Annotated in this window: 16 protein-coding genes; 15 read left to right on the top strand and 1 reads right to left on the bottom strand. The window is 61.4% G+C overall.

What is annotated here, in order from left to right; all coding sequences use genetic code 11:
- The 11 genes from NUW23_03890 to NUW23_03940 form a co-directional block, all read left to right on the top strand.
- Positions 1-295: cell wall hydrolase (locus tag NUW23_03890; GenBank protein ID MCR4425317.1), on the top strand; the 295-nt coding region annotated here is incomplete at its 5' end.
- Positions 296-319: 24 nt separating this feature from the next.
- The gene (locus NUW23_03895) at positions 320-766 is read left to right on the top strand and encodes a cell wall hydrolase (GenBank protein ID MCR4425318.1); all 447 of its coding nucleotides are present in this window, start codon (positions 320-322) and stop codon (positions 764-766) included.
- Between the two features lie 33 nt (positions 767-799).
- A complete protein-coding gene (gene ypeB, locus NUW23_03900; GenBank protein MCR4425319.1) occupies positions 800-2,242 on the top strand; it encodes a germination protein YpeB in 1,443 nt (480 codons plus the stop codon).
- Between the two features lie 182 nt (positions 2,243-2,424).
- Positions 2,425-3,018: a methyltransferase gene (locus NUW23_03905; GenBank protein MCR4425320.1), complete on the top strand. Its 594-nt coding sequence runs from the start codon at positions 2,425-2,427 to the stop codon at positions 3,016-3,018.
- An 86-nt stretch (positions 3,019-3,104) separates the two neighbouring features.
- On the top strand, positions 3,105-4,361 hold the full coding sequence (gene cwlD, locus NUW23_03910) for an N-acetylmuramoyl-L-alanine amidase CwlD (protein ID MCR4425321.1): 1,257 nt from the start codon (positions 3,105-3,107) through the stop codon (positions 4,359-4,361).
- An 84-nt stretch (positions 4,362-4,445) separates the two neighbouring features.
- Positions 4,446-5,732 carry a UDP-N-acetylglucosamine 1-carboxyvinyltransferase gene (murA, locus tag NUW23_03915; protein MCR4425322.1) on the top strand — a complete coding sequence of 429 codons (1,287 nt, stop codon included), beginning with the start codon at positions 4,446-4,448 and terminating at the stop codon, positions 5,730-5,732.
- On the top strand, positions 5,725-6,825 hold the full coding sequence (locus NUW23_03920) for an alanine/ornithine racemase family PLP-dependent enzyme (GenBank protein MCR4425323.1): 1,101 nt from the start codon (positions 5,725-5,727) through the stop codon (positions 6,823-6,825). Before murA ends, NUW23_03920 begins: the two co-directional genes overlap by 8 nt.
- Entirely contained in the window at positions 6,818-8,221 is a 1,404-nt protein-coding gene (amrA, locus tag NUW23_03925; GenBank protein MCR4425324.1) for an AmmeMemoRadiSam system protein A, read from the top strand. The genes NUW23_03920 and amrA overlap by 8 nt, the downstream gene beginning before the upstream one ends.
- A 7-nt stretch (positions 8,222-8,228) precedes the next feature.
- Entirely contained in the window at positions 8,229-9,224 is a 996-nt protein-coding gene (gene amrS, locus NUW23_03930) for an AmmeMemoRadiSam system radical SAM enzyme (GenBank protein ID MCR4425325.1), read from the top strand.
- Positions 9,225-9,325: 101 nt separating this feature from the next.
- Positions 9,326-10,294 (top strand): ornithine carbamoyltransferase, encoded by a 969-nt coding sequence (gene argF / locus NUW23_03935; protein ID MCR4425326.1) that lies wholly within the window; start codon positions 9,326-9,328, stop codon positions 10,292-10,294.
- A gap of 453 nt (positions 10,295-10,747) precedes the next feature.
- On the top strand, positions 10,748-12,085 hold the full coding sequence (locus NUW23_03940) for a hypothetical protein (GenBank protein ID MCR4425327.1): 1,338 nt from the start codon (positions 10,748-10,750) through the stop codon (positions 12,083-12,085).
- Positions 12,086-12,163: 78 nt separating this feature from the next.
- Here NUW23_03940 and NUW23_03945 read toward each other — a convergent pair whose 3' ends face one another.
- Positions 12,164-13,468, bottom strand: a complete 1,305-nt coding sequence (locus tag NUW23_03945) for a LysM peptidoglycan-binding domain-containing protein (protein ID MCR4425328.1) — start codon at positions 13,466-13,468, stop codon at positions 12,164-12,166.
- A gap of 142 nt (positions 13,469-13,610) precedes the next feature.
- On the opposite strand from NUW23_03945, the gene ugpC reads away from it, so the two are divergent.
- The 4 genes from ugpC to NUW23_03965 form a co-directional block, all read left to right on the top strand.
- Positions 13,611-14,711 carry a sn-glycerol-3-phosphate ABC transporter ATP-binding protein UgpC gene (ugpC, locus tag NUW23_03950; protein MCR4425329.1) on the top strand — a complete coding sequence of 367 codons (1,101 nt, stop codon included), beginning with the start codon at positions 13,611-13,613 and terminating at the stop codon, positions 14,709-14,711.
- Positions 14,712-14,784: 73 nt separating this feature from the next.
- Positions 14,785-15,759 (top strand): ROK family protein, encoded by a 975-nt coding sequence (locus NUW23_03955; GenBank protein ID MCR4425330.1) that lies wholly within the window; start codon positions 14,785-14,787, stop codon positions 15,757-15,759.
- Positions 15,760-15,782: 23 nt separating this feature from the next.
- Positions 15,783-16,670 carry a hypothetical protein gene (locus NUW23_03960; GenBank protein MCR4425331.1) on the top strand — a complete coding sequence of 296 codons (888 nt, stop codon included), beginning with the start codon at positions 15,783-15,785 and terminating at the stop codon, positions 16,668-16,670.
- Between the two features lie 36 nt (positions 16,671-16,706).
- A partial coding sequence (locus tag NUW23_03965; protein ID MCR4425332.1) for a hypothetical protein occupies positions 16,707-17,827 on the top strand: 1,121 nt, incomplete at its 3' end.

Raw genomic sequence — 17,827 nt, forward strand, 5'->3', positions numbered from 1 at the left:
CGCTGGGCAGGTGGCTGTGGGCGCAGTGATGCTGAACCGCGTCAGGAGCGGCCGTTTCCCGAACACTCTCTCGGGAGTCGTGTTCCAGCCGCACGCCCTGGAGTCCGTCACAAATGGCCTCGTGTGGCGTCGCACCCCCAGCAGCGCTGCCTACAGCGCGGCACGGGACGCGGTGAATGGGTGGGACCCGACCTACGGCAGCATATTCTTCTGGAACCCCGCAAGACCGGTCAACCCGTGGATCTGGACGCGCCGGATTGTTGTCAGGATCGGACAGCATGTTTTCGCGAGATAGTAGAGCCGAAAAGGGGGCGGTCAAGTGTCAAGTAGGCGAGTCGCATGGGTGGCCATCGCCCTTGTGGGTGTGACCATCGGCAGCGTATGCCTGCACGAGGCGAGTGCGCAGCGACGCGCGGGTGACGTGGGGCTGCTTGCGAGAGTGGTGGCGGCGGAGGCAGAAGGTGAGCCCTACCAGGGCATGGTGGCTGTGGCGGCCGTCCTGTTGAACAGGGTGGAGAGCGCCAAGTTCCCCAACACCATTAACGGGGTTGTCTTCCAACCTCAGGCGTTCGAGTCGGTGTCCAATGGGCTCATATGGCAGCGATCCCCGAGCCAGCAGGCGATATCCGCGGCACGCGACGCGGTGAACGGTATGGATCCCACCTACGGATGCCTGTTTTTCTGGAATCCGTCGAAGCCCGTGAGCCGGTGGATGTGGAGCCGGTCCATTACGACGAGGATAGGCAAACACGTGTTTGCCAGATAGGGGCGGACAAAGAACTGAAAGGGGAAAACCCGAATGACCGAAGAAGTCGATATCACTCAGGACACGGGCGGAGAGGACAGGAGGGCGAGGACCGCCCGGAACCTCACATACCTCTTGGGGGTTCTGGTCTTGGCAGGAAGCCTCGTGTTCGGGTACTCCCAGTTCGCGGCGAGGCGCCGGCTGGAAGTCCTTGTGAACAACCAGTACTACCATTCCTTCTTCGACCTGGTGGGGAACGTGGACAACGTGCGAGTTGCGTTGAGCAAGAGCCTTGCATCAGGGTCTCCGAGGCTCAGGGTGGGCGCGCTCTCCGACGTGTGGAGGGAGGCCAGCAATGCCCAGGCTAACTTGAACAATCTCCCGGTGTCGAACAGGGTGTTAATGCAGGCGTCCAACTTCCTAACCCAGGTTGGTGACTTTGCCTTTGTCACAGCAAGGAAACTTGCGGACCAGAGGGCCATGACACAGCAAGACTGGGAGAGGCTCGCCGAGATGAAGGAGCAGTCAGAGGAGCTTGCAGTGAGCCTGGGAAAGATGGAGGAGGAGGCTGCGGCGGGGCGAGTCCGTTGGCTGGAGGTGGCCAGACGCGCGAACGCCCAGGCCCGTGAAGATGGAAACCGGCAGGCTGGAGACGCCATAAATGACGGGTTTGCCAACGTAGACGAACAAGTCCAGCACTTCCCAACGCTCATCTACGATGGGCCGTTCTCAGACCACGTGGAGCAGAGGGAACCTGTGGGAGTCACAGGTTCGCCGATCACGGGTGAGCAAGCGAAGGAGGTGGCGAGACGGTTCGTCCCGTTCGACGCGTCTCGGCACACGGCCACCGTGGAGGAGGACGTGAGAGGAAGAATCCCCGCCTACAGGATCCGACTTGACGCACCCCGAGGCTCCAACGCCCCCGACGCAGTGGTTGACGTGTCCAAGACCGGCGGGCATGTGGTGCTCATGACCGTGGCAAGAGACGTAGGCAACAAGAAGCTCGACCTCAAGACCGCAGTCACCCGGGCAAACGAGTTCCTCGCACAGAGGGGTAAGCCCGCGATGAGCCCCACCTATGCCTCAGAAGTGGGTGGGGTGGCGGTCATCCCGTTCGTCTATACCCAAGACATACCACAAGGCAAGGTGCTTGTATACCCGGACTTGGTGAAAGTCAAGGTGGGGCTGGACACTGGGGACATTATGGCCTATGAAGCTCTGGGTTACCTGATGTCGCACCGCGACAGGCGTTTGCCGAGGCCGGAGATAACCGCTGAGGAGGCCCGGGAGCTTCTCAGCCCCGCACTGGAGGTCCAGGGACCGGCCCGACTGGCCGTGATCCCCGTGGAGACCGTGGACCCCAACGAGGTGTTCTGCTGGGAGTTCCGAGCTACCGCCTTCGGGGAGGACTTCGTGGTCTACATCAACGCAGAGACTGGCCAGGAGGAGAAGGTCCTGCAGATCATATCGACACCTGAGGGCAGCCTCACGATGTAGTTGGCCTCTCGGGGCGTGGGGTGGAAGCAGGGATAGGGGACGGGCCCGTGGCTCGCCCCCTTTGTTAGTTGCCTGACAGCCCAGGCATGTTCCAAGGGAAGCGGACGACAATGTAGAACTAAAAGTCAGATGTGCCAGAGGAGCGGGTGACGCGGCACGCAGCAAAGGAGAGATGTGCCTTGGTGGAGCACTACTTCACTCCCGGACCTACCTCGCGGCACGACCCACGCCGGATTCACTACCGGTACCGCGGCGCAGATCTCGTCTTTCTTACCGACGCCGGGGTGTTCTCCAGGAACAAGATAGATAGGGGGACGGACCTCCTTCTGGAAGCAGTCCATGTTGCTGCGGGTGAGTCTTTCCTGGATCTGGGGTGCGGATACGGTGTGGTGGGTATCGCCGTTGCCGCAACGAACCCGGAGGTCTCAGTCACTATGGTGGACGTGAACGAGCGTGCGTGCGAACTCGCACGGGTGAACGCCAGGCTCAACCTGGTTCCCGGGGTGTCTGTCGTGTGTGGGGACGGGCTTGGGGTGTTTGGGGACCTGAAGTTCGACTGCATAGCGACGAACCCTCCTATCAGAGCGGGGAAGACCGTGGTCCACAGGCTGATCACCGAGGCCCGCGACCACCTCAATCCGGGAGGAAGGTTTTATCTGGTGGTTCGTACCAAACAGGGGGCGAGGTCAGTGCGAGCATTCGTTGAGGCGTCTTTCGGGGAGACTGACGAACCCGAGATAGGCGGGGGTTATCGCGTGATCAGGGCACGTGCGTAGAGGGAATCTGACCGCCCCGGGCGGCATATCCTCTTTTGGGTCCCGTTCCATGACACCTACAAAAGGGACCGGTGGGGGATGCCGGAGTGAGACGAGTGACCTTCATCCTGATCGTGTCCCAGCGGGCGGCGGCCCTTTTTGTCCTGGCTGTCCTTGTTGGAGCTACCGCCTATTATGCTGGCAAGGCAGCGGTCATGACCCTTGCCCCTCTGAGGGATCTGGTCTCGGGCCGGACCATTGTGATCGATCCGGGCCATGGAGGACCGGACGCTGGGGCTCGAGGGAAGAACGGCGCCGTAGAGAAGGACATAAACCTCCACATTGCACAGGAGCTGAAGGTCATTCTGAACCGCGTCGCAGTCCACACCATGATGACCAGAGAAGGGGACCATGATCTGATCCAGGATGGTGAAGATATCTCTGGTTCACGTAAGCGGGAGGAGCTCCGCCGCAGAGCTGACCTGGCCAATTCCACACAGGCGGACCTGTTCATAAGCATCCACGCCAACAGCTTTCCGGAGCCGCAGTGGTCAGGGGCCCAGGTGTTCTACAACCCCCGCTCCGAGGAGAGCCGGATCCTGGCTGAGCACATCCAGACGGAGTTGGTGCGCAGGCTAGGTCCGAACACACGGCGTGCAAGGCCTGCGGATTTGTACGTCCTCCGACAGGTGAAGGTGCCTGCGGCCCTGGTGGAGGTGGGGTTCCTTTCAAACCCCCGGGAGGAGCGGCTTCTGTTGGATGCCGAATACAGAGTCCGGGTTGCCGACGCAATATACCACGGAATCGTCTCATATTTCCTTGCCCGGAGCAGGCAGGAGAAGCACGCTACTGAGGATGACTGGGGGCTGGTGAGGAAAGTCGCTGTTGCTCCGCCGGACTCCGCGCAGGTCTCGCCCAAGACACCGGACGACATGGTGCTCTACTTCGGAGGGCCCACGAACTTCGAGGACTCGCTGATGCCGGAGATAAGGACTGTCCCAGGACTCAGCACCCGGAGCCGCACTGACGTCCTCCGTGCCATCATGGAAGGGCTAATCTTCGGCCCGGGCACAGACAGCATACTGCAGCCGACCATACCGAAAGGAACGGTCCTGAGAGGTGTGCGGTTGGAAGGCGACATTGCGATCGTCGACCTCTCGGCGGAATTCGTCACCAATCACTGGGGAGGCAGCCGGTGCGAGGAGATTACGGTCTACTCCATTGTGAACAGCCTCACCGAGCTGGGTTACGTGAAGAAGGTCAAGCTCCTGGTAGAAGGAAGGGCCTTGACGACCATATCCGGACACCTGGCAATCGAGGGGCCTCTTGAGAGGGACCTGAGTATCGTGGATTTCCGGACGTAGTGAAAGGACATGAGACAGGCCGTGAAGAATAGCTACCCACGGGCCAACAGAAGACAATCCCGCCCGCAGTGGAGGTCGCAGCCTGTGGAACTGACCGTAGCCGGGGGAGCACGCCTCTCTGGGGCTGTCAGGGTGAGTGGCAGCAAGAACGCCGCCCTTGCTCTGATGGCAGGGGCGCTCCTCGCAGAAGGTGAGACTGTGCTGGAGAACGTCCCAGATATCGGGGACGTGGCGGTCATGTCCAGGATACTCCAAGAGATGGGTGTGGCGGCAAAGCCAGCAGGCCCGCGCACTATGAGGATACGGCCGCACCGCACTATACATCCCGAGGCTCCCTACGAGCTGTCGAAGATGCTCCGGGCATCAAGCCTCCTCATCGGACCCACTCTTGGGAGGTGGGGCCGAGTCCGAGTGGCCATGCCGGGAGGGGATCAGATAGGGTCCCGACCCATGGACCTCCACATAAAGGGGTTTCGTGCTCTCGGCGCCGTGGTTGAGGTGGAACATGGGTACATCTCTGCGAGGGCAGACCGCTTGACCGGTGCCCGAGTGTATCTCGACTTTCCAAGCGTGGGGGCAACCGAAAACATAATGATGACGGCGTGCCGTGCTCGCGGGACAAGTACGATCGAGAACGCGGCGAAAGAGCCAGAAGTCGTCGATCTGGCAAACTTCCTCAACCTCGCGGGGGCCAACATCCGGGGAGCGGGAACGGACGTTATCCGGGTGGAGGGGGTCGAATCACTGTCGGCAGTCTCATACTTCGTCATCCCGGATCGGATCGAGGCAGCCACCTACCTTGCCGCGGGCATAGTCACCCGTGGGCAGGTAAGGGTCGACGACGTGATCCCGACGCACCTGGATTCGGTTCTCTCCAAGTTCGCGGAGGTTGGAGCGGACGTCCGGGTAGGTGAGGACTGGGTGGAAGTCCAGATGAGCGGGCCCCCGAAGCCGTGTGATACCAAGACTATGCCGTACCCAGGGTTCCCTACTGATGTCCAGCCCCAGCTTACAGCGGCACTCTCAGTGGCATCAGGCGTGAGCGTGATCACGGAGTCGGTCTTCGAAAGCCGCTTCTTGCACGTGGACGAGCTCAAACGCATGGGTGCGACCATGCGCCTCGAAGGCAGGAGTGTGATCATAGAAGGGGTCCCGCGGCTGACCGGGGCGCGCGTCCGCGCCACCGACGTTCGAGCTGGCGCGTCGCTGGTTTTGGCTGGGCTGATGGCGGAGGGCGAAACCACCATATCGGGTGTCAACCACATCGACCGGGGCTACGAGAACATCTGCGGCAAACTGGCTTCACTGGGCGCACGGGTGGCCCGGTGCAACTCGTCGCGTGGAAACGCAGTGGGGACGGGCGATGAGTGAATCCTGTCTGCTGCGTAGCCCAAGGGTGGAGATGGACCTTGGCCGGCTGGCGGCGAATGTGAGGGCTGTGTCGTCACTGTGCAGCAAATACGGGATCGGCGTCGCGGCGGTCACCAAGTGTGTGTGCGCTCACCCAGCCGTGGTTCGCGTCATGGCAGAGAGTGGCCCAAGGTGGCTTGCGGATTCGAGGGTTGAGAACCTCCTTGCCGTCCGGTCGGCGGGTTTTGGGCTTCCGCTTCTGCTCTTGCGGGCTCCGAGCCGCAGCACTGTGCGAGCTGCGGTGGAGGTGGCGGACATCAGCCTCGAGTCCGAAGTTGAGACCGTTCAGGCAATCGGCAGGGAGGCAAGGTATTGCGGGGTCGAACACGGTGTGGTCCTCATGATAGATGTAGGGGACTTGCGCGAAGGTGTCTGGCCGGATAAGGCTGCGGAGACTGCACGAGCAATGGACTCAGTTGAAGGAGTGCGGGTCATGGGGATCGGCACGAACCACGCCTGTTACGGGGGCGTGGTCCCCTCCGTCGAAAACATGCAGGTCCTTATGGATACCGCGGCTGAGGTCGAGCAGGCGATCGGGAGGCCCCTCGAGATCATATCCGGCGGCAATAGCTCCGCCCTATCAATGCTTGAACAAGGACTGATGCCTTCGGGAGTCAACCAGCTCCGAGTGGGGGAGAGTATCCTGGTGGGACGGTACGTCACAGACAGATCCCCAATTCCCGGGCTGCACCAGGACGCTTTCACTCTGGTTGGAGAGGTGATAGAACTCAGGCGAAAGCCGTCCGTTCCCATAGGCCAGCGTGCCCAAGATGCCTTTGGAAACGAGCCGGAGTTCGGGGATCGTGGCTGGATGACGAGGGCGATCCTGGACATGGGCAGGCAAGATGTGATGGTAGAGGGGATTGAGCCGGTAGATCAGTGTGTGCACGTCCTGGGGGCGTCCAGCGATCACCTTATTTTGGATGTGACGAAATGTAAGGGCTTGAGGGTTGGAGACGAAGTGAGATTCTCGCTCTCCTACGGTGCTTTGCTTTCGGCCATGACTTCTCCTTATGTGGCAAAAGTGGTGTCTGGGAGGTATTGTCGTGGGTGAACTAGTCTTGGCTGCGCTTGCCCCTCACCCTCCCATCATCATCTCTGAGATAGGGAAAGGGGAGACTGAACGCGCCGAGAGGACGGTCCGGGCCATGCGCGCCCTCGCAGGGCGGCTGGAGAAGGCCAAGCCGGACACGGTCATAATCATCTCCCCCCACGCTCCAGTGTTCCGGGACGCTGTCGCGATCATGGGCTTCCCGCATGTAGGTGGGAGCTTTCACCAATTCGGCTCAAAGATGAGGCTGGATTTCTCCAACGACCTCGAGCTCGCGCACGCAATTGCCGCCCGGTCGCGCGAATCAGGCCTTCCGGCCGTGATTCTGGACGAGGCGGGCGCCCGCAGGAACCGGGTGCCAAGGGAACTGGACCATGGAGTCTTGGTCCCAGCGTATTTCCTTGCAGGGGACTCTCCGAGGTTCCGGCTGGTTCCAATGTCCATGGGGCTGGGCACTCCGGACGAACTCTACAGGTTCGGCATGTCCATTGCGCGGGCGGTCGCGGATGTCGACCGGAGAGTAGCCCTGATTGCCTCAGGGGACCTCTCCCACCGGCTTACCAGGGACGCCCCGGCGGGTTATGATCCCCGCGGCCAGGAGTTCGACGAACAGGTCGTGGCGGCGCTTGAGCGGAGGGACGCGGTTGCCGTCGCCGCGTTGGATGAATCCCTGGTATCAGCGGCCGGAGAATGTGGCCTGAGGCCGATCCTGATGCTGTTGGGTGCTCTAGATAGCCTGACGGTCCAGTCAGAGGTCATCTCCTACGAAGGGCCTTTCGGCGTCGGATACGCCGTGGCCGCCTTCCAACCGATGGGGGGGCCTCGCAGTGAATCTCTTCTTCCCGCCATCGAACGGGCACTGGGGCTCGTAGCCGAGGAACGCAGGAGGCATGAGTCAGCGGAAGTGGCCTTGGCCCGCGCAGCAGTGGAAGCTTATGTAAGGAACGGCCGAGTGGTGGAGGCTCCGAACCCTCTCCCGCAGGGTATGGAAGGGAGAGCCGGGGTCTTCTGCTCAATACACCGGGGCCGGGAGCTGCGCGGGTGCATCGGCACTACTTCGCCGACGCGTTCAAACATCGCAGAAGAGATCATAAGGAACGCTATAGCGGCCGCTACTGAAGACCCAAGGTTCGACCAAGTCCGCCCTTCCGAACTCCCGCAGCTCACCTACAAGGTGGACGTGCTCACTCCTGCCGAAAGAATCTCTGGACCAGAGGAACTGGATCCCAAGCGGTATGGGGTGATAGTTCGAAGAGGCGGCCGTGTTGGCCTGCTCCTCCCGGATCTCGAAGGCATCGATACCGTGGAGGAGCAGATTGCGATCGCCAGACGCAAGGCAGGAATAGGCCCGAACGAAGAGGTCGAACTCTCAAGGTTCGAGGTGGTAAGGCACGAGTAGGGAGGCTATGTACGCCCGAGTCGAGGGCGAACGGGGGATATGCGAGCTCTGCCCCAGGCGGTGCAGGATCGCAGAAGGAGGAAGGGGAGCATGCCGGACGAGAGGATTGGTAGGCGGGAAGGTCGTGGCCCTGGGCTATGGGGCGGTTACTTCAGCATCGATCGATCCCATCGAGAAGAAGCCGCTCTATCATTTCCACCCAGGCTGCGGGATACTCTCGATCGGGACGTTCGGCTGCAACCTCACGTGCAAGTTCTGCCAGAACTGGGAGATATCTCAGCGGGAAGCAGACCATGACAACATTTCGCCGGAAGACATAGCGAGGACCGCCTTGGCAAACCGGGGGCGGTCGGTCGGGGTAGCCTACACGTACTCCGAGCCCTTGGTGTGGTACGAGTTCGTGCTCGACTGCGCGAAACTCATCAGGCAGGCGGGGCTCGTCAATGTCCTGGTCACCAACGGGCAGATCAACCCGGAGCCTCTAGCCGAGTTGCTGCCGTACGTCGACGCTATGAACATCGACCTCAAGGCGTTTCGGGACGAATTCTACAGAAAGGTCTGCGGAGGGAGACTCGAGCCGGTGCTGGATACCATAAAAGCAGCGTTCGGCCGGTGTCACATCGAATTGACCACTCTGATCATCCCGGGCATGAACGATTCACCCGAGGAGATAGACGAGCTTGCGGCCTGGATCTGCTCGTTGTCGCCGGACATACCCCTGCACCTGTCGAGGTATTTCCCAAACTATGTGATGGATATTCCGCCCACCCCCGTCTCCACGCTCGTGAAGTGCAGAGAGGTCGCCAGCCGGCACCTGAGGTTCGTATACGTTGGGAACGCTGAGATCCCGGGAGGAAACGACACGGTCTGTCCCTCCTGTGGCGAGACACTCATCGAGAGGCGCGGATTCCTCTCTGTCCGGGTGTACCTCGATGGGACAGCCTGTCCGAAGTGTGGCGCGAGCATACCGGTGCGGAGGAATACTGATCTGTGCGCCGAATAGAGGAGGCCATAGGGCGGAAGGGCACGCCGCCGCGGTTGCACAGCTTGTTTCCAGGACGCGAGGGCGCGGGCCCGATCACAGTCTTGAAGGTGGGTGCTGCAATGAGTGAGGCCATGAGACTTCTCTACGATTCCGTGGGCAGGGGGCTGTCGGGCAAGGATCTGATCTCAGTCCACGATCTATCGCAGGATGAGGTCAAGAGGGTGATGGACCTCTCCGCTGTGCTTAAGGCAGAGCAGAAGGCAGGGGTGCCACACCCTATCCTGCGGGGCAAAACTCTCGCCATGATATTCCAGAAGCCGTCGACGAGGACGAGGGTATCCTTCGAGACCGCCATATGGCAATTGGGCGGGTACGGGCTGTTCCTCAACGCCAACGACCTTCAGCTTCGCCGCGGCGAGACTGTGTCCGATACGGCACGAGTCCTGTCGAGGTATGTTGATGGGATCATGATCCGCACATATGCCCACGCGGACGTGGTGGAACTGGCCGAGGGGGCGTCGGTGCCTGTCATCAACGGCCTTACGGACCTCCTCCATCCATGCCAGGCACTGGCCGACGTTTTCACTGTCTTCGAGTGGAAGGGCGACCCCAGAGGCAGGAAGCTGACATTCGTCGGCGACGGGAACAACGTTGCCCACTCATTGATGTTCACCTGTGCCAAGGTGGGGATGAGCGTGACCGTGGGGTGCCCTCCCGGGTACGAGCCTGATCCGGCAGTGCTCGACGCGGCCAGGAGCGACGCCAGAGCTACCGGAGCCGAAATAGAGGTGACCAACGATCCCGTCGAGGCAGTCCGGGAAGCAGATGTCCTGTATACTGATGTGTGGGCCAGCATGGGCCAGGAGGCGGAGCACGCGGAGAGGGTGGAGGCGATGAAACCCTATCAGCTCAACGCGGCGCTACTGTCCAAGGCAAAGCCCGACTGTATGGTGATGCACTGCCTTCCCGCTCACCGGGGCGAGGAGATAACCGACGAGGTTGCGGACGGCCCTCAGTCTGCCATCTGGGACGAGGCGGAAAACAGGATGCACGTGCAGAAGGCGATTTTGGCGCTTCTCATGAGCTGACCGGCCCAGAGATCTGGGCCGCCAAGGCCGGGCGCGGAAGAGTCCGCGCCTTTTCCATTTGGCACCCAATCGTGGAGCCCCACACCTTCCTCACCACAACTTACACAGCTCATATGCCCTTCTACCTGCAGGAACGTTAGATCCGAGATAGAATTCATATCCCGGAACAGGCAGTGACCCCGAATCGCAGCCTGATGTGATCGACAACAAGCTTGCCGGAAACGCGGTTCATGGCGAGAAAGGAGGTGCTCCCCCGAATTGCCCGAAAGCCCGCGCGGACGGCGCCAGACTACGTAGCCCGGTGGCGGAGACACCCATGAAGGCAACAAGGACACTTCCCGGGACCCGCCCCACACGCAGCACACTCCGAGCCACCTTACTCATTCGAAACGCAGCAGAACACGAAAAGTTCCCAGTAACGAAGCAGCACACGATGATCAAGGGGGAACAGACATGAAGAGACTCGCAGTGGTACTCGCGGCAGCGCTCATCGCATCGCTCGCAGTGCCTGTTTCAGCCGCCAACATGACCATCGGCGGCGCGCTCTCCAACGAGATGTGGTACGACTTCGAGGGAGGGCCCGGATCCAGCACCGCTCTGGAACTGAACCTGAACATGAGCCTCACGGGCGGTCAGGACATCAAGGCCGTCGTGGAGTTCGCCCCGATAGAGTGGGCGTTCGAGGCCCCGATGGGGTCCGCCGAGGCGGCGCCTGGCAACCTCCTGAGCCAACTCGCCATCAACAGAGCCTACCTGGAGGCAAGTGGCGCGTACTGGGCCGACGGACCTTCCGTCGTGACCAGGCTTGGTGACCTCGATATCGCGTACTCACCGTACGTCATGGTCACCAGTTCCGACCGGGCGGTCCACGACATCGAGGGCGGATCGATATCTGGCATAGTTGCCGGCCCCGTTCTGATCGACGGATTCTACGGCTGGGATTCTGACCGCGCCGTTCGCGGCATGCGGGCCAGAACTGAGGTTGCAGGAGTAGGAATTGACGGCACCGTCGCCAAAGTCGGCGAGGACGAAGTGGGCTACGCTGCTACACTCAGGATGACCCCTATGCAGAACGTGGCTGTGGAAGGAACCTACGCGGGCCAGACCAACGCTGAGGGTTCGGCCATAAGGGTTGGCGCCACCGTTGGGCTCCCGTTCAACATCACCGCCAACGCAGCATACAGGAGGACCGGCGAGGACTTCGCTCCTGTCTATGCTGACATGAGCGACAAAGGCCCTCTCTATGGCGAGGCAGGCGTGACTGCAGTGACAGCGGGCGTGGCCACCCGGATCGCGGCGTTCGACCTCTCTGCTGATGTCGAGCTTCTCGGAACCGGGAACGACGGCAACATCGACGATGAGCGCTCGGTTGGAGTCGGTGCGGCCACGGAATTCGCCGGGTTCGACTTCACAGCAGGCCATAAGGTAACCCAGGACCTGAACGAAGAGACTACCAGCCACAAGACCACCCTGGGTATCGGCATGGCCGAGCGGGAGATCCTCCCTGCCCTCAAGGTAGCTGCCAGCTACGACGTGACCATGATGGACTTCTCACCGACGAACCTGCACCACGTAGCGGAGGCCTCCATCACCTCCGACCTGGCAATGCTCAAGGGCATCAAGGTCTCCGGCCGCTACGACTCCGCTCCGGAGCCTGACGAGGACGGCAATGAGACCCCGAGGCGCGAGGCCAAGATCGAGTACACCGCGCCCAACGGCGTCAGGCTCGGCTACACCTGCAACGACCTCGGCACCAACAAGGTCTCGGCCGGCATGGAAGTCGCTTTCTAGAGGCCGTGCCCCGAGACTTGAGAACGGCACGACTCGAAAGAGAGAGGACCCGGGTTTGCCGGGTCCTCTCGTTCCATGTCATGCTGGGATCCTGAGTCTCTGTCCGACGAATATCGTTGTCGTTGTGAGGTTGTTTGCTGCCATTATGGCCTCGACTGTCGTTCCGAACCTGCGAGCGATCGCCCACAGAGTGTCCCCGGGTTGTACCACATACTCCCTGGGTGCTCCAGGTGGCTGAGCTGTGGGCGGAGCAGTGCCTCCGGGGATCCTGAGTCTCTGTCCGACGAATATGGTCGTAGTTGCGAGGTTGTTTGTGGCCATTATGGCCTCGACTGTCGTTCCGAACCTGCGGGCGATGGCCCACAGAGTGTCTCCGGGCTGCACCACGTAGTCGCGGCCCGTGGTTGGCGGGGGCGGCACAGGGGCAGCTGGTGCTCCTGGGATGACCAGGACCTGCCCAACGCGAAGGATGTCCGTTGTAAGGTTGTTAGCCGCCATGATAGCCTGGACTGTCGTCCCGAACCTTCTCGCGATGGCCCACAGAGTGTCCCCGGGTTGCACCACATATGTTCCCGGGGCCGGCGCCGGAGCGGGATCTCCTGCCCGGATGATCACAGGAGTGCCCACCGGAACCTGCGGGAAGAGCGACTCCACGTCCCAATTGTACATCCTGACACATCCGTTGGAGACAGCGTGTCCTATCGACTGCGGTTGGTTCGTGCCATGGATCCCGTGGCCCCGGGTGGTGAAAGCCATCCACCTGGTCCCAAACACCCCCCCCGGGTTTACCGCCTTGTTCAGCGTGGTCCAGTCCCCTGTGGGAGTGGGCGTTGCCGGCTTCCCCACCGCCACCGGGTAGCTCGCTATCTGGGCTCCTCCCCTCATGAGTGTTAGCCGCCTGCGCGCGAGGCTGATGTGTATCGAGACCCCCTGGCGCATGCCTGGACTACCGGCCATGCTCAGGTCGGATTCTCGGTCTGGTTCTGCTTTGGCCTCGGACTCAGCCTTGGCTTTGGGTGCGGGTCCGCTTGCGGACCCGCCGCCTGGGGGGGGGCCATCCCCAGCCTCTTGTTCGCTTGGCCCGGAGCCGTCTCGGGCCCCCGCCTGTGTGTCTGCACATGCCATCGCTTCCTCACACCCTGGTATCATAGGCAGAGGGAGGCCGTTGTCGAACAGCAGCCGCCAAGTCTCGGGATCCACAATCCCGGTCTCAGGAAGGCCCACGCTCGCCTGGAACTGCCTGACTGCATTCTCCGTCTCGGGCCCGAAGATGTTGTCCACCGCGCCAATGGGGAATCCTTTGTAGAATAGCTGCTCCTGGACATTGCCGACAGGGACGAGAACCATGCCCGGCCTCAGGATGAGCGGCCTGTTGTCAGTCAATAGTGATCACCACCTATGGGTTTTCTGTGCCATTATACGCGGAACAACGTGCTCCCGTTGAAGGATTAGGAGTGGGGTTGTGGAATAGTCAAAGGGACCAGGTGGGCGAAGAGCCACCGAAAGTATAGAAGGGGGTCATAATATGGCTGGGGTCAGACTTGAGCGGGTGACCAAGAAGTTCGGGAACGTTATCGCGGTGAATGAGGCGACCCTCGACATTCAGGACAAGGAGTTCCTGGTCCTAGTCGGGCCGTCTGGGTGCGGGAAGTCAACGACTCTACGAATGGTGGCAGGCCTTGAGGAGATCACCGACGGCAACATCTACATCGGGGACACTCTTGTCAACGACATCCCGCCGAAGGACCGTGACATCGCGATGGTCTTCCAGAACTACGCCCTCTACCCCCACATGGACGTCTACAACAACATGGCATTCGGGCTGAAGCTAAGGAGGTTTCCCCGTGCAGAGATCGACCGGAGGGTGAAGGAAGCCGCAAAGATCCTGGGGATCGAGAACCTTCTCGATCGAAAGCCCAAGGCTCTCTCGGGTGGCCAACGCCAGCGTGTGGCACTGGGCCGCGCCATTGTACGCGAACCGAAGGTGTTCCTCATGGACGAGCCGCTCTCCAACCTCGATGCGAAACTCCGTGTCCAGATGAGGGCGGAACTATCCAAACTCCACAACAGGTTGCAGACAACCGTAATCTACGTGACTCACGACCAGACTGAAGCGATGACGATGGGCGACCGTATCGTTGTTATGAAGGACGGCTTCATACAGCAGGTGGGGGCGCCCCTTGAGATATACGAGAAGCCCGACAACGTCTTCGTCGCAGGCTTCATAGGCAGCCCGGCAATGAATTTCATTCCTGCCGTGGTGCGCCAGGAAGGTGACCAATTCATCCTCGACTGCGAGAGCTTCACGATGCCGGTGCCGGGGGGCAGGTTTGGGGATATCGCCAAGTACCGGGACGAACGGGTCATCCTCGGCATCCGCCCCGAAGACATCGCGGACAGGGAGTTCGTAGTCAACCCGCCAGAGGATCGGGTAATCAACTGCCAGGTCGACGTCACAGAGCCAATGGGGTCCGAAGTCTATCTCTATCTCAGCACTGGACCTCACTCGATGGTCGGCCGGGTCAACGCGAGGACCCGCGCCCGCGACGGTGAACAGCATGCGGTGGTTATCAACATGGACAAAGCGCACCTCTTCGACCCCAAGACCGAGCGCGCCATCAGATAGTCAGGCAGCTGGTTTCGGCCGGGGCGATGAGCCCCGGCATCCCATTGTACGAAGATGCGGGAGTGTGGAGGAATTGAGCATTTCGGGACCGTATGTCATCGGTATCGACCTCGGGGGCACGAAGATCGCCACTGTTCTGACTGGAGGAGACCTCTCAGTTATCCAGAGGCTGGTCATCACGACCCGGCCGGAAGAAGGGTCCCGGGCCGTGCTGGACCGGATTGTCGACTCCGCCATGCAGGTCGCATCGTGCCTGCCGCGAGGAATCCAGGACGTAGACGCGGTGACGATCGGGTCGCCAGGTCCGGTGGACCCGACGGGGGAAGTCGTACTGGATGCGCCCAACCTCGGGTGGAAGTGCGTGCCGGCAGCCAGAATCGTTGGAGAAGCTCTCGGGCGGACAGTGTTCCTGGAAAACGACGCGAATCTGGCCGCGCTGGCTGAGAACCGACTCGGCGCCGGGCGCGGCACGTCGCACATGATCTACATCACTGTGAGCACGGGTATCGGGAGCGGCCTCATCCTGGGGGGTCAGCTTTACAGGGGATTCTCTGGATCCGCCGGTGAGCTGGGGCATGTTACGATGGTGAAGGACGGCCCCTTGTGTGGGTGCGGGAACCGCGGTTGCCTTGAAGCTGTGGCTTCCGGAACCGCCATAGGTAGAAGAGGGCAGGAGGTGGCGTGCCGTCCCACAGGGGAAGGGATCCTGCGCGCGGGTGGGGGAGATGCCTCTCGGGTCGATGCGTCCGTAGTGGCGGCAGCCGCTCGTGCAGGAGACCGTGCGGCCCTCGCCATATTGCACGACGCCTTCGAATATCTTGGAATTGCGGTCGCAAACGTGTTGAACTTGCTGAACCTCCAGATGGTGGTCGTAGGTGGCGGGGTGTCGCGCACTGGCGACATCCTGTTCGACACGGTGCGGGCCACCGTCTCTCTCAGGGCGTTCGCATACGCTGCGCGGGATGTCGCCATTGTGCCAGCGGCCCTCGGGGAGGACGTGGGCGCCCTTGGGGCAGCGTGCTACGCCCTCGACAAGGCGAGGAAATAGGGATATTCGGGGGGGGGACACCCTTGAGGAACTGGCTGGTCTACGCGGTCATTGCGGCAATGGCAGTCTGCGCGCCGGGGCGTGCTTCTGCGCAGGAACAGAACCTTTTCGAGGCCTGGGACCCCGAAGCCGACGACAACGGTCCGGGGTCGTACACCTACCCCACGAACCCCGCGTTTAGGCCGTTCACCGGGCTTTTCGACATCACCAGGTTCCGGGTCTCTTTCGATGACGCAAGTGTCTACTTCGAGACTACGTTCAGGGAGATGACCAACCCGTGGAATGCGCAGGAGGGTTTCAGCCATCAGCTCCTGAACATCTACATCGATACTGCTCCCAACGCAGGGCGCAGCGACACGCTGCGGGAAGGCGCTTGTGTGACGTTTGATCCAAGGTATGCGTGGGATGTGAACATAAGGATAATGGCATGGGGAGGGAGCCGGGTTTTCCTAGCCTCTGACGACGCGAAATCCGCTGGCAGAGCGGACGCCGTGATCGCGGAATTGCTCCCGGATGGCAGAACTATTCGCGCCACAGTGTCCCGGGAGGTCGTCGGTGAGCCCAAGGAGACTTGGAAGTACTATGTGCTGTCTGCATCGCAAGACGGGTATGGCCCCGATAACTTCCGACCGGTGATGGAGAGAGCGGGTCAGTGGGTTTTCGGGGGAGGCTCGGACCTGTACTCGAACCCGAATGTCATCGACATCCTGGCGCCCGAGTCCGGAGACTACACTCAGGCGCGCCAGCTCGGTTCGTGGAATGAGGCTGAACGGAGACTCGCAGTCTTGTACCCCGCGAATGTCGACCCGCGAGGTAGGACCTCGTTCATCCTCCTCGGTGTCGCCCTCGGCGTCATTCTGCTCCTTGCGGCGCTGGTTATCCTGCTGCCCAGGGCGCGCCGGGAGAGCTGATCAGGTTCTGGAGGCCGGCCATATGGGGGGTTGTGCATGATGAAAGCAGCTCTTACGTGGATGGTCATTGCAGGGGTGGCCCTGGCTGCGTCTTGGCCTGTCATCGCCGTGTCCGAGGCGGAGGACCGGGTCCTCGATGTGGTCTTCGTGCTGAACCTCGCCGGGGCACCCGGCCCGGCATCGGGGCTTTCAGCGCCGCCGTTGTACGAAGGGCTTATCGAGACTGCCCTCGCCCACCCGGAGCAGAAGTTCGTGTTCTCTGTAGCCGGCACTCTCGCCACATCGCTTCAGTGGACAAGCCCGAGGTTCATCAGGCTCCTCGCAAACGGAACGGCAAGAGGGCAGTTTCAGCTGGTAACGACACCCTATGCCCAGAACATCCTTTACTCCTCGGACCCGTGGGACAACCAGATACAGATGAGACTCGGGGCTCAGTCCGCGGAGAGGATTGCGGGAGAGGCCCCCACTGGGTTTTGGGACTCATCTGGCGCGTGGAAGCACGAGCTTCTTCCCGTCCTGAGCGGGTTCGGTTTCACCCATGTATTGCTCCCCGATGAGATTCTGTTGTCGGGCGGCGTGCCGCGGACCGACATTCACACTCCTGTCCGCACGTCGCGGCTCGGCCGGGAGTTGACCGTCTTCGCCATCGACACCGAGTTCGTGGCTGTAGTGGACCGGGCTATGACATCCGGAAACCCAGGCCCAGTCCTTGACTACCTCAGACGGAAGTACGACTCGGATACCCACGATACCTCAGTTGTGGTCTATGCACGCGACCTCGGGCTGCCGGGACCCGCTGTGTCCTGGTCGAACCTGGATACACTACTCGGGGCCATCGGCCGCGAGAAGTGGGTCCGACTGACCACTCTGGAGGAGAGGCTCAGGGCCGGAACACCCAGGACATATGTGGGGCAGTTGCCGGACGGGCAATCAGGGTGGCTCAGGGAGGCAGCAGCCGCCTCGGGGTTCGAGGACTGGTTCGAGTTCAACTCAAGATCCCCAGTTCTAGCTGACTATCGCCGGTTCTATGGGGAGATCCGGTCGAGGCTTGGGGCGGTTGAGGCCGGTATCACGGCGCGTGAGGCGGCAGGATCAGACGTGGTTGCCGCGCGCAAGCTTCTGGATCATGCACTCACTGTGTTCGCTGGCTATCAATA

The sequence above is a fragment of the Bacillota bacterium genome (assembly GCA_024655925.1).
Taxonomy (GTDB): Bacteria; Bacillota; DTU025; order DTU025; family JANLFS01; genus JANLFS01.